The sequence below is a fragment of the Arthrobacter ruber genome, from assembly GCF_002954225.1.
Lineage (GTDB): Bacteria > Actinomycetota > Actinomycetes > Actinomycetales > Micrococcaceae > Arthrobacter_D > Arthrobacter_D ruber.
In genome coordinates this window covers 41506-67184 of sequence record NZ_PPTH01000009.1, presented here as the reverse complement: position 1 = coordinate 67184, position 25679 = coordinate 41506, and the positions used below count along the sequence as shown (strand labels likewise).

23 protein-coding genes are annotated in these 25679 nt (G+C 70.5%); 8 read left to right on the top strand and 15 right to left on the bottom strand.

The features are described 5' to 3' along the window. Nucleotides 1-32 precede the first annotated feature (32 nt). On the top strand, nt 33-623 hold the full coding sequence (locus CI785_RS01380) for a DUF3043 domain-containing protein (protein ID WP_105030318.1): 591 nt from the start codon (nt 33-35) through the stop codon (nt 621-623). An 84-nt stretch (nt 624-707) separates the two neighbouring features. On the opposite strand, the gene CI785_RS01375 is transcribed toward CI785_RS01380, so the two are convergent. Next, on the bottom strand, nt 708-1790 hold the full coding sequence (locus CI785_RS01375; RefSeq protein WP_105030317.1) for a quinone-dependent dihydroorotate dehydrogenase: 1083 nt from the start codon (nt 1788-1790) through the stop codon (nt 708-710). 66 nt (nt 1791-1856) lie between these two features. Here CI785_RS01375 and CI785_RS01370 point away from each other — a divergent pair, with 66 nt between their 5' ends. Beyond that, on the top strand, nt 1857-3086 hold the full coding sequence (locus CI785_RS01370; RefSeq protein ID WP_105030316.1) for an alpha/beta hydrolase: 1230 nt from the start codon (nt 1857-1859) through the stop codon (nt 3084-3086). Here the strand turns inward: CI785_RS01370 and CI785_RS01365 are convergent. The 3 genes from CI785_RS01365 to leuA all read right to left on the bottom strand — a co-directional run bounded on the left by CI785_RS01365 (nt 3083) and on the right by leuA (nt 6458). Continuing rightward, nucleotides 3083-3886 carry an isoprenyl transferase gene (locus CI785_RS01365; protein WP_105030315.1) on the bottom strand — a complete coding sequence of 268 codons (804 nt, stop codon included), beginning with the start codon at nt 3884-3886 and terminating at the stop codon, nt 3083-3085. The two genes, CI785_RS01370 and CI785_RS01365, sit on opposite strands and share 4 nt — an antisense overlap. Next, nucleotides 3883-4629 carry a DNA repair protein RecO gene (gene recO, locus CI785_RS01360; protein ID WP_105030314.1) on the bottom strand — a complete coding sequence of 249 codons (747 nt, stop codon included), beginning with the start codon at nt 4627-4629 and terminating at the stop codon, nt 3883-3885. The genes CI785_RS01365 and recO overlap by 4 nt, the downstream gene beginning before the upstream one ends. 86 nt (nt 4630-4715) lie before the next feature. Then, a complete protein-coding gene (gene leuA, locus CI785_RS01355; protein ID WP_105030313.1) occupies nt 4716-6458 on the bottom strand; it encodes a 2-isopropylmalate synthase in 1743 nt (580 codons plus the stop codon). A gap of 228 nt (nt 6459-6686) precedes the next feature. Between leuA and CI785_RS01350 the strand changes: the two genes are divergently transcribed. Beyond that, entirely contained in the window at nt 6687-8645 is a 1959-nt protein-coding gene (locus CI785_RS01350) for a M13 family metallopeptidase (RefSeq protein ID WP_105030312.1), read from the top strand. A gap of 65 nt (nt 8646-8710) precedes the next feature. On the opposite strand, the gene CI785_RS01345 is transcribed toward CI785_RS01350, so the two are convergent. The 5 genes from CI785_RS01345 to CI785_RS01325 form a co-directional block, all read right to left on the bottom strand. Next, nucleotides 8711-10258 (bottom strand): LCP family protein, encoded by a 1548-nt coding sequence (locus tag CI785_RS01345; protein WP_105030311.1) that lies wholly within the window; start codon nt 10256-10258, stop codon nt 8711-8713. 177 nt (nt 10259-10435) lie between these two features. Then, complete coding sequence (gene era / locus CI785_RS01340) at nt 10436-11365, bottom strand: GTPase Era (RefSeq protein ID WP_105030310.1); 930 nt, start codon at nt 11363-11365, stop codon at nt 10436-10438. After that, a complete protein-coding gene (locus CI785_RS01335; protein WP_105030309.1) occupies nt 11352-12662 on the bottom strand; it encodes a hemolysin family protein in 1311 nt (436 codons plus the stop codon). The genes era and CI785_RS01335 overlap by 14 nt, the downstream gene beginning before the upstream one ends. Then, entirely contained in the window at nt 12659-13132 is a 474-nt protein-coding gene (gene ybeY, locus CI785_RS01330) for an rRNA maturation RNase YbeY (RefSeq protein WP_105030308.1), read from the bottom strand. The genes CI785_RS01335 and ybeY overlap by 4 nt, the downstream gene beginning before the upstream one ends. After that, on the bottom strand, nt 13129-14163 hold the full coding sequence (locus CI785_RS01325) for a PhoH family protein (RefSeq protein WP_105030307.1): 1035 nt from the start codon (nt 14161-14163) through the stop codon (nt 13129-13131). Before CI785_RS01325 ends, ybeY begins: the two co-directional genes overlap by 4 nt. Nucleotides 14164-14611: 448 nt before the next feature. Here CI785_RS01325 and CI785_RS01320 point away from each other — a divergent pair, with 448 nt between their 5' ends. Continuing rightward, nucleotides 14612-15595, top strand: coding sequence for a GerMN domain-containing protein (locus CI785_RS01320; RefSeq protein WP_105030306.1), 984 nt, complete (start codon nt 14612-14614; stop codon nt 15593-15595). Nucleotides 15596-15627: 32 nt separating this feature from the next. On the opposite strand, the gene CI785_RS01315 is transcribed toward CI785_RS01320, so the two are convergent. From CI785_RS01315 to hrcA, 3 genes are all read right to left on the bottom strand, one after another. Beyond that, nucleotides 15628-16395, bottom strand: coding sequence for a 16S rRNA (uracil(1498)-N(3))-methyltransferase (locus CI785_RS01315; protein ID WP_105030305.1), 768 nt, complete (start codon nt 16393-16395; stop codon nt 15628-15630). A gap of 2 nt (nt 16396-16397) precedes the next feature. Next, on the bottom strand, nt 16398-17528 hold the full coding sequence (dnaJ, locus tag CI785_RS01310) for a molecular chaperone DnaJ (RefSeq protein WP_105030304.1): 1131 nt from the start codon (nt 17526-17528) through the stop codon (nt 16398-16400). A 92-nt stretch (nt 17529-17620) separates the two neighbouring features. Continuing rightward, nucleotides 17621-18634 carry a heat-inducible transcriptional repressor HrcA gene (gene hrcA / locus CI785_RS01305; RefSeq protein WP_105030303.1) on the bottom strand — a complete coding sequence of 338 codons (1014 nt, stop codon included), beginning with the start codon at nt 18632-18634 and terminating at the stop codon, nt 17621-17623. Between the two features lie 172 nt (nt 18635-18806). Between hrcA and CI785_RS01300 the strand changes: the two genes are divergently transcribed. Then, on the top strand, nt 18807-19658 hold the full coding sequence (locus tag CI785_RS01300; RefSeq protein WP_105030302.1) for a DUF3097 family protein: 852 nt from the start codon (nt 18807-18809) through the stop codon (nt 19656-19658). Between the two features lie 80 nt (nt 19659-19738). Further along, nucleotides 19739-20155 carry a DUF4870 domain-containing protein gene (locus tag CI785_RS01295; RefSeq protein ID WP_105030301.1) on the top strand — a complete coding sequence of 139 codons (417 nt, stop codon included), beginning with the start codon at nt 19739-19741 and terminating at the stop codon, nt 20153-20155. Nucleotides 20156-20165: 10 nt separating this feature from the next. Here CI785_RS01295 and hemW read toward each other — a convergent pair whose 3' ends face one another. Beyond that, nucleotides 20166-21395 carry a radical SAM family heme chaperone HemW gene (gene hemW / locus CI785_RS01290; protein ID WP_105030300.1) on the bottom strand — a complete coding sequence of 410 codons (1230 nt, stop codon included), beginning with the start codon at nt 21393-21395 and terminating at the stop codon, nt 20166-20168. Between the two features lie 30 nt (nt 21396-21425). Next, complete coding sequence (gene lepA, locus CI785_RS01285) at nt 21426-23279, bottom strand: translation elongation factor 4 (RefSeq protein ID WP_205753536.1); 1854 nt, start codon at nt 23277-23279, stop codon at nt 21426-21428. 199 nt (nt 23280-23478) lie between these two features. On the opposite strand from lepA, the gene CI785_RS01280 reads away from it, so the two are divergent. Together CI785_RS01280 and rpsT are read left to right on the top strand one after the other, a co-directional pair. Then, nucleotides 23479-24012, top strand: a complete 534-nt coding sequence (locus CI785_RS01280) for a type II toxin-antitoxin system PemK/MazF family toxin (protein ID WP_105030298.1) — start codon at nt 23479-23481, stop codon at nt 24010-24012. A 244-nt stretch (nt 24013-24256) separates the two neighbouring features. Next, a complete protein-coding gene (gene rpsT / locus CI785_RS01275; protein ID WP_087075755.1) occupies nt 24257-24517 on the top strand; it encodes a 30S ribosomal protein S20 in 261 nt (86 codons plus the stop codon). A gap of 86 nt (nt 24518-24603) precedes the next feature. On the opposite strand, the gene holA is transcribed toward rpsT, so the two are convergent. Beyond that, nucleotides 24604-25617 (bottom strand): DNA polymerase III subunit delta, encoded by a 1014-nt coding sequence (holA, locus tag CI785_RS01270; protein ID WP_240614933.1) that lies wholly within the window; start codon nt 25615-25617, stop codon nt 24604-24606. Nucleotides 25618-25679 lie beyond the last annotated feature (62 nt).

The following is a 25679-nucleotide window of genomic DNA, read 5'->3' as shown; positions in this document are numbered from 1 at the left end:
GAGTCGCCGCCCGGAGCCGGTATCCTGAGGGGGTGTTCGGACGAAATAAAGAAGCACCCTCTGCCCAGGAAGTCGTCGACAGCGCTTCACGCACCCACGAGCCGCAGCGCGCGCAGGGCAAGGGCGCCCCGACGCCCCGGCGCAGCGTGCAGCAGGCCGCCCGCAAGCGGCCGCTGGTCCCCGCCGACCGCAAGGCCGCCCGGGACAGGAGCCGGTCGTCGGTGCGTGACGACCGCGCGAGGATGCGCCAGGCACTCGACACCGACGACGAGCGCTACCTGCCGCTGCGGGACAAGGGCCCCAGCCGCCGCTTCATCCGCCAGTTCGTCGACGCGCGCGTCAACATCGGCGAATTCCTCATGATCGCCGCGCTCGTGTTCGTGGTCCTCAGTTTCTTCCAGTCCCTCGCGGTGCAGAGCGCCGTGCTCATGGCGTTCTGGGTCCTGATCGTCGCGGTGATCGTGGACTGCGTCCTGCTGCGCCGCAAGCTCAAGAAGAAGCTGACCGAGAAGTTCGGCGGCCCCAACCAGGGCGATCTCTGGTACGGCGTGACCCGGGCGCTTCAACTGCGTCGCCTCCGACTGCCGAAGCCCCAGGTCAAGCGCGGGCAGTACCCCTCCTGACCCCCCTCCGCCGCCACGCATGGCGACGGGAACGCGAAGAGCCGGGCCCTCGGGCCCGGCTCTTCGCATGTCGAGGACGGGCCGTCAGGCCGGGATACGACGGCGGGAGCGCACCAACCCCCGGTTGATCCGCCGCGCCCAGAAGGGTCCCTCGTAGAGGAAGCCCGTGTACCCCTGGACGAGCGTCGCCCCGGCCTCGAGCCGCTCGACGACGTCCTCGGGGGTCTCCACGCCACCCACGGAGACGAGCGCGAGTTCGGTCCCCACCGCGGCGCGGAGCCGCTTCAGGACCTCGAGGGAGCGCGCCTTCAGGGGTGCGCCGCTGAGGCCGCCCACACCCTTGGCCATCACCGTGGCCGGGTCGGTCGAGAGGTTCTCGCGGGTGATGGTGGTGTTGGTGGCCACGATGCCGTCGAGCCCGAGGTCCAGCGCGAGGGCGCCCACGTCGTCGAGGTCCTGGTCCGTGAGGTCGGGGGCTATCTTGACCAGGAGCGGCACGTGCCGGCCCGCGGCGTCGTCGGCCGTCCGCCGCACGGACTCGAGGAGCGGCCGGAGGGAGTCGACGCCCTGCAGCAGCCGGAGCCCGGGCGTGTTCGGGGAGGACACGTTGACCACGAGGTAGTCCGCCACCGGCGCCAGCTGCCCGGCGCTCGCCAGGTAGTCGCCGACGGCGTCGGTGAGGTCCACCTTCTTGGTCTTGCCGATGTTGGCCCCCACCACGGGGCGCGGGCGCGCAGCGTAGCGGCGCGTAAGCCTCCGGCGGGCGGAGGCGAGACGGGGCGCCACCGCGGCCGCGCCGTCGTTGTTGAAGCCCATCCGGTTGATGACGGCCCTGTCCTCGACGAGCCGGAACAGCCGCGGCGTCGGATTACCCGGCTGCGCCTGGCCGGTGATCGTGCCGATCTCGACGTGACCGAAGCCGAGGGCCGTGAGTGGGAGCACGCCCTTGCCGGCCTTGTCGAAGCCGGCGGCGAGGCCGAAGGGCGACGGGAAGTGCACGCCGAAGGCCGTGGTCGCGAGGCTCGGATCCGGTGCGCAGAAGCGCCGCAGCGCCCACCCGGCAGGAGTGGGATCGACGGCCCGGATGAGGGCGAAGCCGATCCTGTGGGCCCTTTCGGCATCCATCCCGGAGAAGACGATCCGGAAGAAGGTCGGGTAGAAGCGCATGGGTCAAGAGTTCCACGGTGGATGTCCGGGCATCAACTCGGGCGGCGACAGGAGGATAGTGTCCGCATGGACAAGTTCTGGACCGAGGACGTCCTCGGTCCGTCATTCCGGGCGCTGACGTTGCCCCTCGAGCCCGACGACGAGGGGCCCCGCGTCGCGACGCTCGTCGCCTACGAGCCGGACGGGGTTGCCGGGCACGACACCGGGCACGAGCCGGACGGGGACGCCGGGCAGGACTCCGGGCAGGACGTGGGAGCTGCGGATCCTGCGCGCGCCGTCCTGTACCTCCACGGGTTCAGCGACTATTTCTTCCACGAGGAGCTCGCCCGGACGCTGCACGCGCACGGCTGGGCCTTCTTCGCGCTCGACCTCCACAAGTACGGGCGGAGCATGCTGCCCGGCCAGACCCCGGGTTACGCCACCTCCCTGGAGGACTACGACGCGGACCTCGAGGCCGCGGTCACCGCGCTCGCTCGTCGCGTGGCGGCCCGCCGCGGCGCCCCGACCGTGGTCGACCTCGTCCTGATCGGCCACTCGACCGGCGGGTTGATCGCCACGCTCTGGGCCACGCGCAATCCGGGCAGGATCGCTGCCCTCGTCCTCAACAGCCCGTGGCTCGACACGCTGGGCACGGCCTTGGTGAAGAGGACGGCTCGTGGGGTGCTGACCGCGGTGTCCCGCCGCCGGCCCAAGCTGCGCCTGCGTCTGCCGCAGGCAGGAGTCTCCCTCCGCAGGGCGGGCCGCTCCGGCCACCGGGAGTGGCCCGTCGACCCGGTGTGGCGTCCCGAGGCCGGTTTCCCCATCACGGCCGGATGGCTCGCCGCGGTCCTGGCCGCGCACGCCACCCTCGCCAAGGGGATCTCGGTGAGCGCCCCGGTCCTCGTGCTGTGCTCGACGGCGTCGACCCTGGGCGCCGCGTGGAAGAGTGCGAAGCTCGCGACGGACTGCGTCCTCGACGTGGTGCCGATGGTCCGCCGTGCGGCGGAACTGGGCCCGCGGGTGACCATCCGGCGGCTTCCCGGCGCCCTGCACGACGTCTTCCTGTCCCGCGGTGACGTGCGCCGGCTCGCGGTCGACAGCGCTGCGTCGTGGCTGGACATGTACGTCCCCGCGGGTGCGGCGGACGCGCTCGTCGGCCCCACCGCGCCCCGGACCCCCGTGCGCGCCTGGGCGTCCCCGTCGCGGACCGGAACGCCCCGATCCGGCGGAGGACAGGCCGCCGGGCGACGGACCGGCCCGCCCCTGGTCGGTGCGCCGAGGGTGCGGACCCGGCCGTCGGGCGACCGGGAGGGCTAGGAGGACGCGCCGGTGGCAGCGGCCTGGTCCACGGCCCCGCCGTACCGGCGGTCGCGTGAGGCGTACTCCTCGATGGCGCGCCACAGGGTACGGCGGTCGACATCGGGCCACAGGGTGTTCATGAAGACCATCTCCGCATAGGCGGACTGCCACAGCATGAAGTTGGACAGTCTCTGCTCCCCCGACGTGCGGAGGAAGAGGTCGACGTCGGGCAGATCGGGTTCGTCGAGGTAGCGCTGCACCGTCTTCTCACTCACCGACGACGCCCTCAGTGTGCCGGCGGCGACGTCCTCGGCGATGGCCCGGGCGGCGTCGGCGATCTCGGCGCGTCCGCCGTAGTTGACGCACATGGTCAGCGTGCACGTCGTGTTGTCCACGGTGTGACGCTCCGCCTCCTCCAGTTCGCGGATCACCGACTGCCACAGTTTCGGCCGGCGCCCCGACCAGCGGATGCGCACCCCCCAGGCATCGAGCTGGTCGCGCTGGCGCCGCAGCACGTCCTTGTTGAAGCCCATGAGGAAGCGCACCTCCTCGGGTGAGCGCTTCCAGTTCTCCGTGCTGAAGGCGTACACCGAGACGTGCCGCACGCCGATCTCTATCGCACCCGCCATCACGTCGAGGAGTGCCGCCTCGCCGGCCTTGTGCCCCTCAGTGCGGGGCAGTCCCCGCTCGTTGGCCCAGCGGCCGTTGCCGTCCATGACGATCGCGACGTGCGCGGGGACGAACTGCCGCGGGATGGTCGGAGCCCGCTCGCCGCTCGGGTGGGGCCAGGGGGCCACGGTTCGGGACGGGTTGTTCATGCACGCTCCACGTGTTTGAGGGAGGCGACCCCGCGTTCGAGGTGCCATTGCAGGAATGCGGCCACGAGCCCGGCGGCCTCGCGACGCGCGCTGCCGTCCGACGCGTCGGCGGTGATCCAGTCGCCCGTGAGCAGGGCTCCGAGCAGGTCCATGGTGGCGGGCGCCGGCGAGGCGGCTCCGGGCGGCCTGCACGCGGGGCACACCGCTCCGCCGAGCGGCGCCGAGAACGCGGTGTGGGGTCCGGCTGCTCCGCACCGCGCGCAGTCGGTGAAGCTCGGGGCCCACCCCGCCGTCGCGAGCGCGCGCAGCAGGTACGAGTCGAGGATGAGCTCCGACGGGTGGAGGTCGCGGCTGAGGGCGGAGAAGGCCCCCGCCACGAGGGCGTACTGCGCGCCCCCGGCCTCCCCGACGTCGGTCAGGCGTTCGGCGGTCTCGGCGATGGCCGTGGCCGCGGTGTAGCGCCCGTAGTCGGAGGCGATACCGTGCCCGTAGGCACCCTTGGTCTGGGCCTGGGTGATGACGTCGAGGTTGCGCCCGTGCGCGAGCAGGAGGTCCACGGACATGAAGGGCTCCAGGCGCGAACCGAACTTGCTGCTGGTCCGCCGCACGCCCTTCGCCACCGCCCGCACCTGGCCCTGGTCACGCGTCAGGAGCACGATGATGCGGTCCGCCTCCCCGAGCTTGTAGGTGCGCAGCACCACACCTTCGGTGCGGTAGGTACGGGACGCTGACGAGGAGGGCACGGGATCATTCTTCCATCCGCCACCCCCGCCCGGACCGACCCGCGGGAGGTGGCGGGCGGGCGCGGTCGCAGGCGGGGCGGCGGAGCTCAGGCGTTGTCGCGGATGGCCCGGTTCACGGCCGAGATGACGGCCTTCAGCGCCGCCATGGTGGTGTTCGCGTCGATCCCGACGCCCCAGAGCACGCGCTCACCGACGGCACACTCCACGTAGGCCGCGGCCCGCGCGTTGCCGCCCGAGGACAGGGCGTGCTCTGTGTAGTCGAGGACGCGCACGTCCACGCCGTCACGGCTGAGGATGGTCAGCAGCGCGTCGATCGGGCCGGTGCCCTGCGCGGTCTTGCGCTGCTGGACCCCGTCGACGAGCAGCGTCGCGACGAGCTTGAAGGAGCCGTCCTCTGCGGTGTCCGTGTTGACGGAGGTCAGTTCGTAATGGCCCCACGCCTCCGTGCCGCCCTCGGCCCGGGTGGGCAGGTACTCGTCCTGGAAGACGGACCACAGCTGGGCGCCGCTGACCTCGCCGCCCTGGGTCTCGGTGCGGCGCTGGATGACGCCGGAGAACTCGATCTGCGCGCGGCGCGGCAGGTCCAGGCTGTGCTCGCTCTTGAGCAGGTAGGCCACGCCGCCCTTCCCGGACTGGGAGTTCACGCGGATGACGGCCTCGTAGGAGCGGCCGATGTCCTTGGGGTCGATCGGCAGGTACGGGACCGCCCAGGGGAGGTCTCCCACGCCCACACCGGCCTCGGCGGCGTCGCGTTCCATGCTCTCGAAGCCCTTCTTGATGGCGTCCTGGTGGGAGCCGGAGAACGCCGTGAACACGAGGTCGCCGCCGTACGGGGAACGCTCGGGCACGCTGAGCTGGTTGCAGTACTCCGCGGTGCGCCGGATGTCGTCCATGTCCGAGAAATCGATCTGCGGATCGATCCCCTGGCTGAACAGGTTCATGCCGAGCGTCACCAGGTCCACGTTGCCGGTCCGCTCGCCGTTGCCGAACAGGCACCCCTCGATGCGGTCGGCGCCGGCCAGGTAGCCGAGTTCGGCGGCGGCGACGCCCGTGCCGCGGTCGTTGTGCGGGTGGAGGGAGAGGATGATGCTGTCCCGGTCGGCCAGGTTCCGGGTCATCCACTCGATCGAATCGGCGTAGACGTTGGGTGTGGCCATCTCCACGGTGGCCGGCAGGTTGAGGATCATCTGGCGGTCAGCGGACGCCTCGAACACCGCCGAGACCTCGTTGCTGATGCGGGCCGCGAACTCCAGCTCGGTCCCGGTGAACGATTCCGGCGAGTACTCGTAGGTGATCGCCGTGTCACCCATGTTCTCCTCGAACTTGCGGCACAGCCGGGCCCCCTGCAGCGCGATGTCGACGATCCCGTCCTGGTCCTGGTTGAACACCACGCGGCGCTGCAGCACCGACGTCGAGTTGTAGAGGTGGACGATCGCGCGGTCCGCTCCCTCGACGGACGCGTAGGTCCGCTCGATCAGGTGCTCGCGGGACTGCGTCAGCACCTGGATGGTGACGTCGTCGGGAATGCGGTCGCCCTCGATGAGCTGGCGGACGAAGTCGAAGTCCGTCTGCGACGCCGACGGGAAGCCGACCTCGATCTCCTTGTAGCCCATGCGGACCAGGAGGTCGAACATCTTGTGCTTGCGCTCGGGGTTCATCGGGTCGATGAGCGCCTGGTTGCCGTCGCGGAGGTCGACGGCGCACCACCGGGGTGCCTTCGAGATGACCCGGTCCGGCCATGTGCGATCCGGGAGTTCGACGGTGATCTGGTCCTGGAAGGGGCGGTACTTACCGAAGGGCATACCGGAGGTCTTCTGTGCGTTTCGCATGGGGATCGGCCTTGTCTGTGGGAGCTATGGGGGCTGGCGGCCGGGCGACACGGACTCCGCGGCGAGGGGTGGCCAGTAGCTCTAAGGTCCTAGATGGCCTCGCCGCGGCACCGAAGAAGGGTCAGCTGTGCGCGCACGTTGTCACGATAGCACGGCACATAGGATGGCTTCCGGGGTTATCCGCCCCGGGACGTACAGGTTCCGCACCACGAGGAAACGGAAGCGACAATGACGATCAGCACCTTCGATCCGGCCCGTCTCGACGGGACGGTCCGCCCCCAGGACGACCTCTTCCGGCACGCCAACGGGGAGTGGCTGAGGACCGCCGTGATCCCCGAGGACCGGCCGCTCGCGGGGTCCTTCACCGCGCTGCGGGACGCCTCGGAGCTGGCCGTCCGCGCCATCATCGAGGACGCCGCCCGGCAGGCAGAGGGCGGTGCGGCGGACGGTATCGACGCCAAGCTCGGCACCCTCTACGCGGACTTCATGGACGCGCACCGCATTGAGGACGAGGGCGCCGCCCCGATCCTGCCGTTGCTCGAGCGCATCGCAGCGGTGGCGACCATCGGGGAACTGGTGGAGCTCAGCGCCGGCCTCACGCGGTCCGGCGTGCAGGGTATCGCCGCCCCGTACGTCAGCAACGACGCCGGCAATCCCGAGCGCTACCTGCTGCACCTCTACCAGTCCGGTCTCGGGCTGCCCGACGAGTCGTACTACCGGGAGGAGGGGTTCGAGGAGACCCGCGGGAAGTACGCAGAGCTGCTCGCGACCCTCTTCGGGCTCGTCGGCACCGGTGACCCGGCGGGCGCGGCGGCCCGCGTGCTCGCGCTCGAGACCCGTCTGGCGGCGTCGTCGATGGGCAGCGTGGAGCGCAGGGACCCCCAGAAGACCTACAACCTGGTCCAGCACGACGGCGTCGCCGGCCTCTCCACCCACCTCGTGCCGTGGCTGCGGATCGTGTCGGACGCGCCGCACCAGGCGGCGGAAGTCGTGGTCAACCAGCCTGCGTTCATGCAGGGGCTGGACGCCGCGCTGCGCGAGGAGGACCTCGGCACCTGGCGCGAGTGGCTGGTGAGCCGGGTGCTGCTGCACGCCTCGGACTACCTCGACGAGCGCTTCGTGGATGCCGCCTTCGCCTTCTACGGCACGCACCTCGCCGGCACGCCCCGGCTGAAGGACCGGTGGAAGCGCGGCGTCGCGCTGGTCGAGGGGGCCATGGGTGAGGCGATCGGCCGGCGCTACGTGGAGCGGCACTTCCCGGCGACCCACAAGGCCGCGATGCTCGAACTGGTCGGCAATCTGATCGCGGCCTACGAGTCGAGCATCACGGCGCTGACCTGGATGACCGACGAGACGCGAGCGCGGGCACTCGAGAAGCTCGCCCTGTTCACCACGAAGATCGGCTACCCGGAGCAGTGGATCGACTACGGGCCGCTCGAGGTGCGGCCCTCGGACCTCTACGGCAACGTCCTGCGGGCCGCCGAGTTCGAGCACCGCCGGCAGCTCGACAAGCTCGGGCAGCCGATCGACCGCGGCCTGTGGCTCATGACGCCGCAGACCGTCAACGCGTACTACATGCCGACCATGAACGAGATCGTCTTCCCGGCCGCGATCCTCCAGCCGCCCTTCTTCGACATCGAGGCCGACGACGCCGTCAACTACGGCGCCATCGGCGCGGTGATCGGGCACGAGATCGGTCACGGCTTCGACGACAAGGGCTCCCAGTTCGACGGCACCGGCCGGCTCGCCAACTGGTGGAGCGAGGAGGACAGGACGTCCTTCGACGCCCTCACCGGGCGGCTCGTGGCCCAGTACGCCGCGCTCGAGCCCTCCGAGGTCCCCGGGCAGGCCGTCAACGGCGAGCTGACCCTCGGCGAGAACATCGGCGACCTCGGCGGCCTCGGCATCAGCTACCGCGCCTACCTGCTGAGCCTCGGCGGTCAGGAGCCTCCCGTGGTGGACGGACTGACGGGCGAGCAGCGGTTCTTCCTGTCCTGGGCCACGTGCTGGCAGCAGAAGATCCGCCCCGAGGAGGCTCGACGGCGCCTGACCGTCGATCCGCACTCCCCCAACGAGTTCCGCTGCAACCAGGTGGTGAGGAACCTCGACGAGTTCCACGCGGCGTTCGCTGTCGGCGCCGAGGACCGGCTGTGGCTGGACCCGGAGGACCGCGTCAGGATCTGGTAGGACCCCCGGGCGGGCCCTGCGCGGGGCCCGCCCCGTACCGGACCGCTCCCGGGCCGGCCGTGTTCCTACAGGCCCGAGGAGGCCTGGCAGGTGACCTGCTCGGCCGTCTGGCCCTGCAGGTCGCTGCCCAGCGGGGGCGCAACGATCCTGGTCCCGGTGGCGAGGTCGGCGCCCACCTGCAGCTGCACGCCCACCAGGGACGGATCGGACACGACCTGCGCCTCCGCAACCCCGAAACGCGCGGCGAGCTCGGCTGCCGCGGCCTCGTAGCCCGGACCCACGACGACCAGCGTGGTATCCGCCGGCGCGGCCTGGAACGTCGTCGCCTGCTCGTAGCCCGCCGCGAGGAGCAACCGCTGCAGCTCCGTGGCGCGCGATGCCTTCGTCGTCGCGTTGACCACCAGGACCGGCACCGCGGCGGGGTCCACCGCGGGGGCCTCGGGCGTGGCGGGGGCTGTCGGGGACGGAGAGTCCGCCGGGGCGGTGGCGTCGGGGTCCTGCTCGGTGAGCCCGCGATCGTCCCGCAGGGCGTCGAACAGCGGGGCGGCCGCCTCCTCGTCGAGCACCAGCCGGTTCGGGTCCTCGACCCAGGGCTCGGTGGGCACGGTCACGAAGGCGATGTTGCCGAGGTCCACGTTCTTCATCCGGTCGGCGATCTTGAGCAGCTCGGTGGGCTGTGAGAGGCCCTCGTCCACCGTCAGGTTGCGCGTGATGACGTCGGCGATCGAGTAGAGCTTGGGCAGGTTCGTCAGCGTTCCCTCGGCGAGCACCTTGCGTGCCAGCGACGCCATGAACGACTGCTGGGCCGCGATGCGTCCGGTGTCGCCGCCGTCACCGAAGCTGTGGCGCGTGCGCAGAAAGGCCAGTGCCTGGTCCCCCTCGACCTCGCTGGTGCCGGCGGGCAGGGACAGTCCGGAGTACTCGTCCTCGACGGGGTCCCGGACACAGACCTCCACGCCGCCGACGGTGGTGGACAGTTCCTTCACGGCGTTGAACCCGGCCATCATGAAGTGATCGATGGACAGCCCGGTGAGATTGTTGATCGCCGCGACGGTGCAGCCCGGCCCGCCTTCCTTGAGCGCTCCGTTGAGCTGGCCGAGGTCCATCGCGTCGGACGGCTCGCCCGTCTCGGGATTCACGCAGCTGGGCAGGGGCACCAGCAGGTCGCGGGGGAAGGAGACCACGGTGACGTCCTCGCGGTCGGCGGAGAGCGTCATCAGCATCATGACGTCGGAGTTCCCCTCACCGGAGGAGTCGCTCTCGTCCCCGAAGAACTCCCCGCTGTTGCCCGTCCGGGTGTCCGAGCCGAGGATGAGGATCTGCAGCGGGTCCGTGCTCGAGTCGACCGGCAGCGCCGACTCCTGGTTCTCGGCGAGGTTCAGCGGCATCGTCAGCACATTGGACTGCAGGCGGATGACCTGTACGGCGACGAAGGCGACCGCGGCCACGAGGACCGTGGCCATCAGGATGGCCGTCAGCTTCAGGGCGCGGTGCCTCCCGCGACGGCCGAGGTGGCGTCCCACGGGGTCCGTGGCGCCGGGCGCTCCTGCAGGAGCCGCCCCGGGGATGTCGCTGGCGCTGTGTGCGCCCTCGGAGGACGATCGGCGGGTCATGCCCGGGCTCCTTCGGGTGGATGGTCGTGGTCGGGGACCGCAGGCGTGCCGACCGGGAGCGGCACGGCCGCGCCACCACCGGTGACCGGCGGCGGCGCAGGGATGGACGACGGCAGCCGGCGAGGACTGCCGGCCCGTTCCCGCATCATAACGGGCGGACCCGGGAACTCCCGTCAGCTAGAAGCCCAGTTTCACCAGCTGCTTGGGGTCGCGCTGCCAGTCCTTGGCCACCTTGACGTGCAGGTCGAGATAGATCCGCGTGCCCAGGAGCGCCTCGATCCCGCGGCGTGCATTCGTCCCGACCTCCCGGAGCCGTGCGCCTCCCTTGCCGATGATGATCGCCTTCTGCGACGGCCGCTCCACGTACAGGTTCACGTGGACGTCCAGCATCGGGTTGTCCTCGCTGCGACCCTCGCGCGGGATCATCTCCTCGACGACGACGGCGAGCGAGTGCGGCAGTTCGTCGCGCACTCCCTCCAGGGCCGCCTCCCGGACGAGCTCGGCCACCATCACGGCCTCCGGCTCGTCCGTCAGTTCACCGTCGGGGTAGAGCACGGGCGATTCCGGCATGTGCCTGCTGAACACCTCGGCGACGGTGTCCACCTGGAAGCCGTCGGCGGCCGAGACGGGCACGATGTCGGCCCAGCCGTCGGCGCCCGCGACGTCGGTGCCCAGCCTGGCGACGGCGAGGAGCTGTTCGGTCAGGGCCTGCCGGTCCACGAGGTCCGTCTTGGTGACCACGGCGATCAGCGGCTTGCGCTGCAGCCTGGCGAGCTGCTCGGCGATGAAGCGGTCGCCGGGGCCGATCTTCTCGTTGGCGGGCAGGCAGAAACCGACGGCGTCGACCTCCGCCAGCGTGTCGGCGACGAGGTCGTTGAGGCGTTGCCCGAGCAGCGTCCGCGGCCGGTGCAGGCCCGGGGTGTCCACGAGGACGATCTGGGAGTCCTCGCGGTTCACGATGCCGCGGATGGTGTGCCGGGTGGTCTGCGGCTTCGCCGAGGTGATGGCGACCTTCTGCCCCACCAGTGCATTGGTCAGCGTGGACTTGCCTGCGTTCGGCCGGCCCACGAGGGAGACGAATCCGGCCCTGTGCTTAGCGTCGGTCATTGTCGGCCTCTACCGTCTCTCGTTCGTCCTGCTCGATGTGCTCGGGGGGTCGGCGGGAGGCGATGACGTGGGAGACCCTGTTGCGTCGGCCCTCCACGCGTTCGGCCCGCAGGCCGATACCGTCAATTGTGACCTCCGAACCGACGATCGGCACCCTTCCGAGTGCTTTGGCCAGCAGCCCGCCGACCGTGTCAACCTCCTCGTCGTCGAGGTCCAGGCCGAACAGCTCGCCGAGGTCGTCGATGCCCATGCGGGCGCTGACCCTGTACTCGCCGTCGTCGAGCCGTTCCTGCTCGGGGACCTCGGAGTCGTACTCGTCGACGATCTCGCCCACGATCTCCTCGATGAGGTCCTCGAGCGTGACGAGCCCGGCGGTGCCGCCGTACTCGTCGATGACGATGGCCACGTGCGTGGACTCGCGCTGCAGCTCCTGCAGCAGGTCACCGACCGGCTTGGACTCGGGCACGTAGCGCGCCGGACGGCACTCGGAGTCCACTGGTCGCGAGAGGTTGGACGGCGCCCGTCCGTGGAGGTTCGCGACGACGTCCTTCAGGTACAGCAGGCCCCGGATGTCGTCGGAGCTCTCGCCGATCACGGGGATCCTCGAGTAGCCCGAGCGCAGGAACAGCGACATCGCCTGGTTCAGCGTCGACCCGGAGTCGATCGTCACCATGTCGGTGCGCGGGACCATCACCGAGCGGACCTTCGTGTCGCCGAGCTCGAAGACCGAGTGGATCAGTTCCGCCTCGTTGTCCTCGATCATCTCGGCGTCGGAGGCGCGGGAGACGAGCTCGCGGAACTCCTCCTGCGTGAAGAAGGCGGCCTCGTCCCGGCTCGCGCCCGGCGTGATGGAGCTGCCGATCCGCACCAGCAGGCGCGGGATCGGACCGAGCACCGCGCACAGGAACGCCACGAGTCCCGCTGTGGCCCGCACGACGGCGGGGGCGTGCAGCCGCCCGAGCTGGCGGGGCGAGACGCCCACGAGCACGAAGCCGATGCCTGCCATCACGACCGTCGCGAGCAGCCCCGCGAGCCAGATGTTGTCCAGCAGGTCCTGGAAGAGGATGGCGACGGCGACGGCGCCTGCCATCTCGAACCACACCCGCCAGAAGCGCAGGGCATGCATGTGGGCGACCGGCGCGTCCAGGATGCGTCGCAGCGACGAGGTGCGCGACTCCTGCACGAGCGCCTCGCCCTCCTGCCGCGGCAGGTAGCTGAAGGCCGCTTCGGCGGCGGTGACGAGGGCGGCGGTGAGGGCGAAGAGCAGACCCATGAGCGCCAGGAGCCAGATGGTCAAGCGCGTGTCTCCTGGGGGGCGGTGCCGCCGAGGAAGGCGGAGAGCAGCTGGCGCTGCAGGCCGAACATCTCCTTCTCCTCGTCGGGCTCCGCGTGGTCGTAGCCGAGCAGGTGGAGCACGCCGTGGGTCGTCAGGAGCAGGAGTTCGTCGTCGGTGCTGTGACCTGCCGCCGCCCCCTGGGACGCCGCGACCTCGGGGCAGAGCACGATGTCGCCGAGGAGCCCGGCGGGCGTGACCCGGCCCGGCGTCCCCGGGCGCAGCTCGTCCATGGGGAAGGAGAGCACGTCCGTGGGGCCCGGCTCGTCCATCCACTCGACGTGCAGCTTCTCCATCGCCGCGGTGTCCACCAGGATGATGGACAGCTCGGCCTCGGGGTGCACGAACATCGACTCGAACAGGAAGTTGGCCAGGCGGACGAGCGACTCCGCGTCGACGTCGTAGCCGGACTCGTTGTTGATCTCGACGCTCATCGGGTCGCCACCGGGCGGCCGGTGCGCGCCTGCGAGGCGCGCTGCTCCTCGTCCCAGGCGCTGTAGGCGGACACGATGTCACCCACGAGCCGGTGGCGGACGACGTCGGTGGCGTCGAGCTCGCTGAAGTAGACGTCGTCGACGCCGCGGAGGATCTCGCTGACGATCCGGAGCCCGGAACTCGTCCCGCCGGGGAGGTCCACCTGGGTGATGTCGCCGGTGACCACCATCTTCGAGCCGAAGCCGAGGCGCGTGAGGAACATCTTCATCTGCTCGGGCGTCGTGTTCTGCGCCTCGTCGAGGATGATGAAGGCGTCGTTCAGCGTCCGGCCGCGCATGTACGCGAGCGGTGCCACCTCGATGGTGCCGGCCGCCATCAGGCGCGGGATGGAGTCGGGGTCCATCATGTCGTGCAGGGCGTCGTACAGCGGGCGCAGGTAGGGGTCGATCTTGTCGTTGAGCGTCCCGGGCAGGAAGCCCAGCCGCTCCCCGGCCTCGACGGCGGGCCGCGTGAGGATGATCCGGTTGACCTCCTTCTGCTGCAGCGCCTGCACCGCCTTCGCCATCGCGAGGTAGGTCTTGCCGGTACCCGCCGGGCCGATCCCGAACACGATGGTGTTGCGGTCGATCGCATCCACGTAGGTGCTCTGGTTGAGCGTCTTGGGGCGGATCGTCTTGCCGCGGGAGGTGAGGATGTTGACGGACAGGACCTCCGAGGGCCTGGCGGCGCTCTGCGTCTTGAGCATGGTCACCAACTGCTCGAGGACCTGGGGTGAGACGGTCGCGTTGTTGGTGGCCATGGTCTGGATCTCGCCGACGAGCCGCTCGGTGCGCAGGACGTCCGCCGACGGACCGGTGATCGTCAGCTCGTTGCCCCTCGCCTGGAGGCCGATGCCGGGAAACGAATCCTCGATCAGCCGGAGGGCCTCGTCGTTCGAGCCGAGTGCCTGCACCATCTGCTCCGTCGAGTCGAAGACGAACGTCCTGGTGTCCAGTCCTGCCGCGTTGATGCCTGTTGAAGATTCGCTCATAGCTCGGCCGTCCGGCCTTCGATCGCCCCTCGTTCGAGTAGTCGTACCAGCGTCAAGTGGTCTGCCGGGCACTGATCCTGCCCCGCTGGAGCGGGCCGCAGCAAGAGAATGGCAGAGATGTCCATGCTACGCCATGCCCCTTTTCGTCAACACGGACACAGGGGCCTTGATTCCCGCCGGCCCGGCCCCTCCGGAGCCACCCCGCCCGGACGCGGGACGGAGCCCACGTTTCATCGCGAATGCGCAACGGCTTCGTATCGATCAGGTTTCAGTCCTGCCGGGTGCGCGGATTCGTGGGGTTGGGCTCCCCCGCCCTGTGCCAAGCTGAATCCGGCCCGGCGGAAGCAGCCGGCCGTCCGTGCCCGCTCCGATCCAGCGATCGAGGTGGCGAGCCGCGGAGACTCGAGCGATCGACGCGCCTGCGCGCGCCCAACGGAAGGGGGCCGGCATGAGTGAGCACGACCCCCTGAAGAAGAGCCGCCTGGGACTGCGGGGGATCCTCCTGGCGTCGGGCAGCGTGCTCGTCGCCAGTAGTGTCTTCGTCCTCCCGAACACGGGGCTGCTGCCGGGCACCGCGCCGACGGCGTCCATCACGGGGCCCCTCACGGCGGCCACCGGGACGCCCACGGACCCGTCGTCCGACGCCACGATCGAGTCGCGGGACGCCACGGCCGGGGCCGCTGCCGCGCCGGCGCTGCTGCCGGTGTACTGGGTCGCGGACGTCGACGGATCCGGGCGTCTGTTCCGCGAGTTCCTGCCGACCCCGGAGGAGTCCTCGGGCGACCCGATCGCCGACGCCGTCCGGCTCATGTCCGCAGGCGAACCGCTGGACCCCGACTACCGGTCGCCGTGGCAGGACGCCTCGAGCGTACGCTCGGCGATCTCCACCAAGAACGTGATCACCCTCGACATCTCCTCGGACGCGTTCGGTGGGAGCCTCGGCGAGGACGACGCCCGCCTGGCCCTCCAGCAGCTGGTCTACACGGCGACGGCGGCGGCCTCGAACGCAGGCCTGATCCCCGGCGGCGAATCGAGCTCCGTCGTCGTCCTCGTCGACGGGGCGTCCGGCTTCCGCGCCTTCGATTCCGTGGACCTCACCGGTGAATGGACGCGGGATACCGCCACGCTCGCTCCCGTCTGGATCATCGATCCCCAGCAGGACGTCGAGGCCGATACGGCAGGCCTGATCGTCCACGGGGTGGGGCCCTCCTCCGAGGAGTCGGTGGACTGGCGCATCGACCGCCAGGTGGACGGCCTGGGCGACGGCTCGGGAGACGCCGAGCTGTTCCGGGACGGGTCGGTGGACATCATGCCCGGGGACGGCGCCTACTCCTTCTCCGTGACACTGCCTCCCGGCCGCTACGCGATCACGGTGTCCGTCCCTGCAGGCGACGGCGAGGCGCAGGACTCCAAGACCGTCGTCGTCCGCTAGCCCGTGCCGGGTGCCGGCCCGGGCACCATCGGCTACCAGCGGTCGAGCAGGTGGTTCAGCAGGACGAGCGCGGCCGGCCCGGCGGACGAGGACCGCAGGACGTGCGGTCCGAGGCGCGCCGTGCCCGCCCCGACGGCCCGCAGTTTCCCGAGCTCCGCATCACTGATGCCGCCCTCCGGTCCCACCAGCACGGCGGTCGACGTCGGCACCTCCAGCGCGCCGGAGTCACGGAGTACCGCCATCCGGTCGGCGAGCGAGGCGTCCGCGTCCTCGTGGAGCACCAGCATGCGGTCCACCGACGCGGCCCACGCCGCGAGCCGGGTGGTGTCCATCACGGCGTGCACCTCGGGGACGAACGACCGGCGGGACTGCTTCGCCGCCGCAGCGACGAGCGAGACCCACTTCTGCCGTCCCTTCTCGGCCTTGTCGCCACGCCAGCGCACGATGCTCCGCTCGGCGTGCCACGGCACCACGGCGTCGACGCCGAGCTCGGTGGCCGACTCGACGGCCTGCTCGTCGCGGCCGCCCTTCGCCAGGGCCTGTACGAGCACGAGGCGGTGCCGCGGCGCCGGCTCCTGGCCCGCGGTCTCGACGTCGAGCTCGACCGTCCCGGTGCCCACGGCGGCGATCACCCCGCCGATCCGGTAGCCGGCGCCGTCCGAGACGTCGATACGCTCGCCCGCGGTGAGGCGCCGCACGGTGGCCGCGTGCCGGCCCTCGTCCCCGCCGAGGACGAAGACGCTGCCGGGTACGGCCGAACGGACGGCCTCACCGGGGCCGAAGAAGAGGGGACGCGTCACGCTCAGCGGTTCCCGAGGCGCTCCCGGAGGCGCGCGAACACCCCGGACCCGCTGCTGGCGAGCTGGCCGTCGGTGTACTCCTCGCCGCGCAGCTCCGCGAGCCTGCGCAGGAGTTCCTCCTGCTGGTGGTCGACGTTCCGCGGCGTCTCGACGTTGAGGTGGACCCGCAGGTCCCCCCTGCCCTGGCTCCGGAGGTGGGTGACACCGAGGCCGCGCAGCGTCAGGATCTCGCCGGACTGCGTGCCGGGCTTGATCTCGAGCTCCTGGTCGCCGTCGTACGTGTCGAGGTGCACGCTGGTGCCGAGCGCGGCAGCCGTCATGGGGACGCTGAGCGTCACGTGCAGGTCGTCGCCGTCCCGCAGGAACGTCGAGTCGGTGTTGACACGGATCTCCACGTAGAGATCGCCCTGGGGGCCGCCGGCGATGCCGGCCTCGCCCTGTCCGGCCAGCTGGATGCGCGTGCCGGTGCCCACGCCGGCGGGGACCTTGATGGTCAGGGTGCGGCGCGCCCGGATGCGGCCCTCGCCGCTGCACTCGTGGCAGGGGCTCGGGATCACGGTGCCGTAGCCCTGGCAGGTACCGCAGGGGGCACTCGTCATGACCTGGCCGAGGATCGAGCGCACGGCGCGCTGGACCTGGCCGGACCCGCCGCAGATGTCGCAGGTGCGCACGGATGTCCCGGGCTGGCAGCAGGTGCCGTCGCACGTGGGGCACACCTCCGCGGTGTCCACCTCGATCTTCTTGTTGGCGCCGAACACGGCGTCCTTGAGGTCGATCCGCACGTTGATGAGGGCGTCCTGCCCGCGGCGCGTCCTGGTGGGGGTGCCGGCCTGCTGGCCCCCACCGCCGAAGAAGGTCTCGAAGATGTCCTGGAACGCGAACCCGGACCCGGAGTAACCCGCCCCGTACCCGTTGTCGTTGCCGTTCTCGTTGCCCGTCGTGTCGTAGATCCGGCGCTTCTGCGGATCCGAGAGCACCTCGTAGGCGTGCGTGACGCGCTTGAACTCGTCGGCGGCGTCCTCCCCGGTGTTCACGTCCGGGTGGAGCCTGCGGGCCAGCTTGCGGTACGCCTTCTTGATCTCCTCCGCGGTCGCGCCCTGCGCCACACCGAGGACCTCATAGTGATTACTCACTCGTGCACATCACTTCCTGTTGGAAACTTCTCTGTCTTCTGCTCGCCCGCTGGACCGGCGCGACATGCCCCGGCGTCCGGAGGCGCTCCCGCTCACTCCTCGAGGATCCTCGAGAGGTAGCGGGCGACGGCGCGCACGGCGGCCATCGTGGTCGGATAGTCCATGCGGGTGGGCCCGAGGACCCCGAGCTTCGCCCCGGCACCCGGACCGTACCCGGTCGCCACGACCGAGGCCTCCGACAGCCCGCCGTAGGGATTCTCGCTCCCGATCCGCACCGAGATGCCCCGGGCGTCGTACTCCATCTCGGACAGCAGCCTCAGCATGACCACCTGCTCCTCGAGGGCCTCGAGGATCGGCCCGATGCTCAGCGGGAAGTCCCCGGTGGAGCGCGCGAGGTTGGCGGTCCCGGCCAGCAGGATCCGGTCGTCCCGGCCCACTCCAGCGAGCTGCTCCAGCGCCCGTACGATCGTACCCCCGTGCGCCCTCAGCGCGCCGGGCAGTTGCGACTGCGCGACCCCGAGCTCGGCCGGCAGCGCCGCCAGCTTCACGCCGGACACCGCGGACAGGATGCGCTGGCGGAGCTCGGCGAGCTCCGCCTCCTGGATCTCGGCCGCGGTCCTGACGATGCGCTGCTGCACGGTGCCGTTGCTGGCGATCAGGACCACCAGGATCTGCTGCGGGGCGAGCAGCACGAACTCGATGTGCCGGACGGACGCACCGCCCACCCGCGGGAACTGCACGACGGCGACCTGGTTCGTGAGCTGCGCGAGCAGCCGGACGGTCCGGTCCATGACGTCGTCGAGATCGTCGGCGCCCTCCAGGAGTGTCTGGATGGCCTTCTTCTCGGGAGCGGAGAGCGGCTTCACCTCGGAGATACGGTCGACGAACAGGCGGTAGCCCTTGTCCGTGGGGATCCGGCCCGAACTGGTGTGGGGAGCGGCGATCAGGCCCTCCTCCTCGAGGACGGCCATGTCGTTGCGGATGGTGGCGGATGACACGCCCAGCTGGTGGCGGTCCACCAAGGCCTTGGAGCCGACCGGCTCCCGGGAGTGGACGTAGTCCTCGACGATGGCCCGGAGCACCTCCAGGCGTCGCGGTTCACTCATTCCTGTGTCACCTCCGGGTCTGTTCCTGACGAGCACGGCTCGGGGGGTGGCCCGGCGCGGTTAGCACTCGACACACCCAAGTGCCAAGTCTAGTACGTCCGAGGCGATTGTTAGCATTGGGATCCCGGGCCGCGGCAGACCGCCGCAGCCCTTGCGGGAAGGACGCGCTGGCATGGAGTACGGCTGGGGAGCACAGGACATCGCGGCTCCGAAGCGGGTCGACCTGCCCGACGTGCCGGTGCAGAAGGACATGGTCCTCGAGGACGTCCAGAGCGGCTTCGTCGGAGCGGTGGTCCGCGTCGAGAAGTCCGGCGGACTCCACGTGATGGTGCTCGAGGACCGCCGCGGCAAGACGCGCACCTTCCGGCTCGGCCACGGATTCCTCCTCGACGGTGAGCCCGTGCACGTCGTCGCCCCGGCCGTCCGCGCCGCGCCGTCGTCGACCCGTACCGCCTCCGGTTCCGTGAAGGTCGACGGCGCCCGGGCGAGGACGGCACGTGCGAGCAGGATCTGGGTCGAGGGACAGCACGACGCCGAACTGGTGGAGAAGGTGTGGGGCGACGACCTCCGGCTGGAGGGGATCGTCGTCGAGCCGTTGCACGGCGTCAACGACCTCGAGGGCGCCATCCGTGCATTCGGGCCGGGGCCGGAGCGCAGGCTCGGGATCCTGGTCGACCACCTGCTGCCCGGGACCAAGGAGTCCCGGATCGCCCAGCAGGCGATGACCGTGCCCGGCGCCCGCAGCCATGTCCTGATCGTCGGGCACCCCTACGTCGACGTCTGGCAGGCTGTGAAGCCCGCCGCGCTGGGCCTGGAGGCCTGGCCCGTGGTCCCCCGGCACCAGGACTGGAAGACCGGCATCCTCGCCGGCCTCGGCTGGCCGCACCACGACCAGGCCGCCGTCGCCCACGGGTGGAAGCGCATCCTCGCCGGCGTCAGCACCTATGCGGACCTGGAACCCTCGCTGCTGGGACGGGTCGAGGAGGTCATCGACTTCCTCACCGCTCCCCCGCGCCGCGCCTGAACCATCCCGTCCCGGCCGCCACGTATCCTTGGAACTGGCTCCGGGGGAAGAGTCTCCGTCAGCCAGCAAAGGAATCGAAGTTGTCCAACACCGCCGACCACCAGCACCACGGGCGGGGAGCGTCCCAGTCCGCGTTCGAAGGCACGCCGGCGAACGCCCTGCCCCTGACGGCCTCCGAGGACCGCCAGTTCGCCACGCTGGCGCACTTCGGCGGGATCCTGGGATTCATCCCGTCGCTGCTGATCTACCTCATCTTCCAGGACCGTGGGCCCTTCACCGCCCAGGAGTCCAAGGAGGCACTGAACTTCACGCTCCCGCCCACGCTCCTCGCGCTGGTCGCCTGGCTCCTGTCGCTCGTACCGGAGATCGGCGGCGTGTTCGCCGTCGTGAACGCGCTCATCTGGGTCACGATCACGGTCTTCTCGGTCAACGCGGGAATCCAGGTGAACCGTGGGCGGCCCTACCGGTACGCCCTGAACCTGCGCCTGATCCGCTGAGCGGAGGCCCTCAGTCCGGCAGCAGCCGCCGGACGACGGCGTCGGCGAGCAGCCTGCCGTGGAGCGTCAGGACGACGCGCCCCGCGAAGGCCGCGGCCGGATCCACCAGCCCGTCGGCGATCAGGCCGGCGACCGCCCTGCGGCCCGTCGATGTCAGGGACTGCGTGGGAAGCCCCTCGCGCAGCCGCACGCGCAGCATCACGTCCTCCACGTAGCGGTCCCCCGCCGAGAGGATCTCGCGCCCCGCGGCCGGTGACCGCCCGGCGCCGAGCGCGTCGGCGTAGGGCCGCGGGTGCTTGACGTTCCACCAGCGCGTACCACCGACGTGCGAGTGCGCGCCGGGGCCGGCACCCCACCAGTCGCTCCCGCGCCAGTACGCGAGGTTGTGCCGGCACGCGTCAGCGGGGGTCCTGGCCCAGTTGCTCACCTCGTACCAGTGCAGGCCGTCCGCCGTCAGCATCTCCTCGGCGAGGGCGTACTTGTCCGCGTGGTCGTCGTCGTCGATGGGCGGTACCTGGCCGCGCCGGATGCGCGAGGCGAGGCGCGTGCCGTCCTCGATGATCAGTGCGTAGGCGGAGATGTGGTCGGGGCCGTAGGACAGGGCGGTGGCCAGGGTGGTGCGCCAGTCCTCCAGCGACTCCCCCGGGGTGCCGTAGATCAGGTCCAGGCTCACGTTCAGCCCGGCGTCCCGCGCCCACTGCACGGCCTGCGGGACGCGCTCGGGAGCGTGGGTGCGATCGAGTACCGCGAGGACGTGGGGCACCGCGGACTGCATGCCGAAGGACACGCGGGTGAAGCCGGCGTCCCGCAGGATGCGCAGCGATTCCGGGGTGACGGAGTCGGGATTGGCCTCGGTGGTGACCTCCGCGTCGGGTGCGAACCCCCACGTCGAGCGTGCGGCCCGCAGGATCGAGGCGAGGTCCTCCGCGGGGAGAAGGGTCGGGGTGCCGCCGCCGAAGAACACGGTGGACAGCGGCCGGGCCGGCAACCCGGAGGATTCCAGGACGCGGGCTCCGAGGCCGATCTCCGCGAGCACCGATCCGGCGTAGGCGTCCTGCGACGCACCCCCGCCCAGTTCCGTGGCCGTGTAGGTGTTGAAGTCGCAGTAGCCACACCGCACCGCGCAGAACGGGATGTGGACGTAGAGGCAGAAGTCACGTCCGTCCGCCCCGTCCGCGGCGTCGGGCGGCAGGAGGCCGTCGTCGGGCGCGGGCAGGCCGAGCGGCAGCGCGCTAGGCATGCGGACCAGTCCCGTGGGTTCCGTACCGGGTCACTTCTTGGCTTTGTCCTTCGACTCGTCGGAGGACAGGGCGGCGATGAACGCTTCCTGGGGCACCTCGACGCGGCCCACCATCTTCATGCGCTTCTTGCCCTCCTTCTGCTTCTCGAGGAGCTTGCGCTTGCGGGTGATGTCTCCGCCGTAGCACTTGGCCAGGACGTCCTTGCGGATGGCCCGGATGCTCTCGCGCGCGATGATCCGGGCGCCGATGGCCGCCTGGATGGGTACCTCGAACTGCTGGCGCGGGATGAGCTCGCGCAGCTTGCCCGTCATCATGACGCCATAGGCGTAGGCCTTCTCGCGGTGGGTGATGGCGCTGAAGGCGTCGACCTGCTCGCCCTGCAGGAGGATGTCCACCTTGACGAGGTCGGACACCTGGTCGCCGTCGGCCTTCCAGTCCAGGGAGCCGTAACCGCGCGTCTTGGACTTCAGCAGGTCGAAGAAGTCGAAGACGATCTCCGCCAGCGGCAACCGGTAGCGGATCTCGACGCGGTCCTCCGAGAGGTAGTCCATCCCCCCGAGCACGCCGCGGCGCTGCTGGCACAGCTCCATGATCGCCCCCACGAACTCGGACGGCGCGAGGATGGTCGCGGACACCATGGGCTCGCGCACCTCGGCGATCTTGCCCACCGGGTACTCGCTCGGGTTGGTGACCTTGAGGGTCCGCCTGTCCTCGAGCGTGACCTCGTACTCGACGTTCGGCGCCGTCGAGATCAGGTCCAGGTTGTACTCGCGCTCGAGGCGCTCACGCGTGATCTCGAGGTGCAGCAGCCCGAGGAAGCCGACGCGGAAGCCGAAGCCCAGCGCGGCGGAGGTCTCCGGCTCGTACACCAGGGCGGCGTCGTTCAGGGTGAACTTCGCGAGGGCGTCCCGCAGCACGGGGTAGTCCGTGCCGTCGAGGGGGTAGAGCCCGGAGAAGACCATGGGCTTGGGGTCCTGGTAGCCGCCGAGCGACTCCGCGGCGGGCTTGGCGAGGTTGGTGACGGTGTCGCCGACCTTCGACTGGCGCACGTCCTTCACGCCGGTGATGAGATAGCCCACCTCGCCCACGCCGAGGCCCTTGGACGGCTTCGGCTCGGGCGAGCTGACGCCGATCTCGAGCAGTTCGTGGCTGGCCCGGGTGGACATCATCTGGATGCGCTCGCGGGGGCTGAGCTTGCCGTCGACGACGCGCACGTACGTGACGACGCCCCGGTACGTGTCGTACACCGAGTCGAAGATCATGGCGCGGGCCGGTGCGTCGGGGTTGCCGGTGGGGGCGGGCAGGTCGCGGACGATCTTGTCCATGAGGGCCTCGACCCCCATGCCGGTCTTGCCGGACACCTTCAGCACGTCCTCCGGCTCGCCGCCGATGAGGCTCGCGAGCTCCGCGGCGTACTTCTCGGGCTGGGCGGCCGGCAGGTCGATCTTGTTCAGCACGGGGATGATCGTGAGGTTGTTCTCCATCGCGAGGTACAGGTTCGCGAGGGTCTGCGCCTCGATGCCCTGTGCCGCGTCGACGAGCAGGATGGCGCCCTCGCAGGCCGCGAGCGAGCGGGACACCTCGTAGGTGAAGTCGACGTGCCCCGGCGTGTCGATCATGTTCAGCGCGTAGGCGGTGCCGTCCACCTCCCACGGCAGGCGCACGGCCTGCGACTTGATCGTGATGCCGCGCTCACGCTCGATGTCCATGCGGTCGAGGTACTGCGCCTTCATGTCCCGCTGCTCCACGGCTCCCGTGAGCTGGAGCATGCGGTCGGCCAACGTGGATTTTCCATGATCGATGTGGGCGATGATGCAGAAGTTCCTGATGATCGCCGGATCGGTCGCGGCGGGCACCGGTGCGGTGCGGGCCATGGGTGACACGTGGGTTCCTCACTGTTGCGGGACGGGGTGCGGCCTGCAGGTGGCAGCCGCGCCGTCCACTCCGGCGGCCGGGGCTGGTCCGCGCCGTTTTCACTTCCCCTAGTGTCCCACGTGGCCGGAGGGCTCCGGCAATCACGGCACGTCGCGCCGCCACCGCGCCGCCACCGCGCCGGCGGGAGACTCGCCTAGGATCACCCTCATGGCCATCACCCTGCGCTCCCTCCTGTCCCTGGCGCACCGCGTCATCCGCACCGTGGAGAGCACGCAGCCCGCCCGGACCCAGGGGCGTGCGCGCACCCGTGCCCGCCGGGGATCCGCCGACGCCGCCCGGACCGACGAGAGGTCGCCGCAACGGCGTCGAGCCGTGTCGCCGGCCTACTCCCCCTCGAGCGACGGGAATCCGGATCCCGGCGAGATCGTCTGGACGTGGGTGCCCTACGAGGACGACCCGCAGCAGGGCAAGGACCGCCCGGTGCTCCTGGTCGGCCGCGACGGCGCAGACCTCCTGGGCCTGATGCTGACGAGCCGGGACCGCAACAACGCGCGCGAGGCCGATGACAGGTACGTCGACATCGGCACGGGTGCCTGGGACCCTCAGGGACGACCGAGCGAGGTGAGGGTCGATCGCCTCCTGCGGGTGGCGCCGGCCGACATCCGGCGCGAGGGCGCCGTCCTGCCGCGCGCGCGTTTCGAGCAGGTCGTCGCGGCCATGCCCGACCACCTGCTCGGCTAGCGCCGCCCTGTGGTACCGCCCTGTGGTGCCGCCTTCTCCGGCACCCACGCCCTGCCGGTGAGGACGGGCGGAGGGCGCCGAGCGCTCGGGTTTCCCGGCGCCTTCTGGTAACCTGTATAGCTGTGTGTCCGCGCAGGTCTTCGGGCACTTTGGCCGATCGCCATACGGTATCCCCACGCCGCTCAGTCTTGGTCGGCCGAAATACCCTCACGACCAGTCCGCAATACAAAGAAAGTTCTCATACGTGGCAAACATCAAGTCCCAGAAGAAGCGCATCCTCACCAACGAGAAGGCGAGGCAGCGCAACAACTCGGTCAAGTCCGAGCTCAAGACCGCCATCCGCGCCGTGAACACGGCCGTCGAGGGCGCTGACAAGGACGCTGCGGCAACGGCTCTGCAGGCAGCCAGCCGCAAGCTCGACAAGGCCGTCAGCAAGGGTGTGCTGCACAAGAACAACGCAGCGAACCGCAAGTCCGCGATCTCCAAGAAGGTCAACGCGCTCTAAGCTGCGGACCCTCTACGAAGGACCGGCTCCCTGGGGAGCCGGTCCTTCGTCGTTCACCACCCGCCGGCATCCGGGACAGGGCGGATTCAGCCGTCGCCCAGCGCGATGACCGTGACGGCCCGCTCGACGGCGTAGACCGGGTCCCGTGACTCGCCCTTGACCTGGGCGTCCGCCTCCGCGAGCGCCCTGATGCAGCGGGCCAGCGCGTCGGAGCTGAAGCGCTGCGCCTCCCGGCGTGCCTGGTCCACCTGCCACGGCGCCATCCCCAGGTCCTTGGCGAGCTGCACGGAGGATCCCCTGACACCGTGGACCTTCGCGACGGCCCGGACCTTCATGGCGAGCGCCGCGACGATCGGCACGGGGTCGGCGCCCGTGGCGAGGGCGTGGCGCAGCATCGACAGCGCCTGGGCGGTCCGTCCTGCCAGTGCTGCGTCGGCGACCTTGAACCCCGTGGCCTCGACCCGTCCTCCGTAGTACTTCTCCACGGTCTCGACGGAGACATCACCGGCCGTATCGGCCATCAGCTGCTGGCAGGCGGCCGCGAGCTCCGGCAATTGGGACCCGACCGCGGCGACGAGCGCCCGGACGGCCTCGGGGTCGATGCGCCGTCGTGCGAGGCGGAACTCGGTGGTGACGAACTCGGCCTTCTCGCCGTCCTTCTTCAGGGGCTGGCAGTCCACGATCGTCGCTCCCGCCGCCCTGACGGCGTCGAGCAGCTTCTTGCCCCGGTTGCCGCCCGCGTGACGCATCACCAGGACCACGTCCGGTGCCGGGTCGGCGAGGTAGGCGAGCGCGTCGACCAGGAAGGCGTCGTTCATTTGGGCCAGTCCCGCGACCTCGATGACCTTCCAGTCGCCGAAGAGCGAAGGGCTCGCCTGCATCGTCAGTGTGCCCGCCTCGTAGGACCCGGCGTCGAAGCGGACGAGTTCCGCTCCGGGCTGCGCGATCCGGACCTGACTTCGGATCGATTCGGCAGCCCGTGACGCGAGGTAGTCCTCGGGACCCGACAGGAGGACGACCGGCGCCGGCTGGATGTCGCGCCAGGAGGCGGGCGCGGGGCCCTGGCCGCTGGTGCGGCCGGCCGGTGATCTTGGTGCCACGGGGCGGGGTTCCTTCCGACGGATGAACTCCTACTGTTTCACGGTGCCGCGGTGCCTCAAAG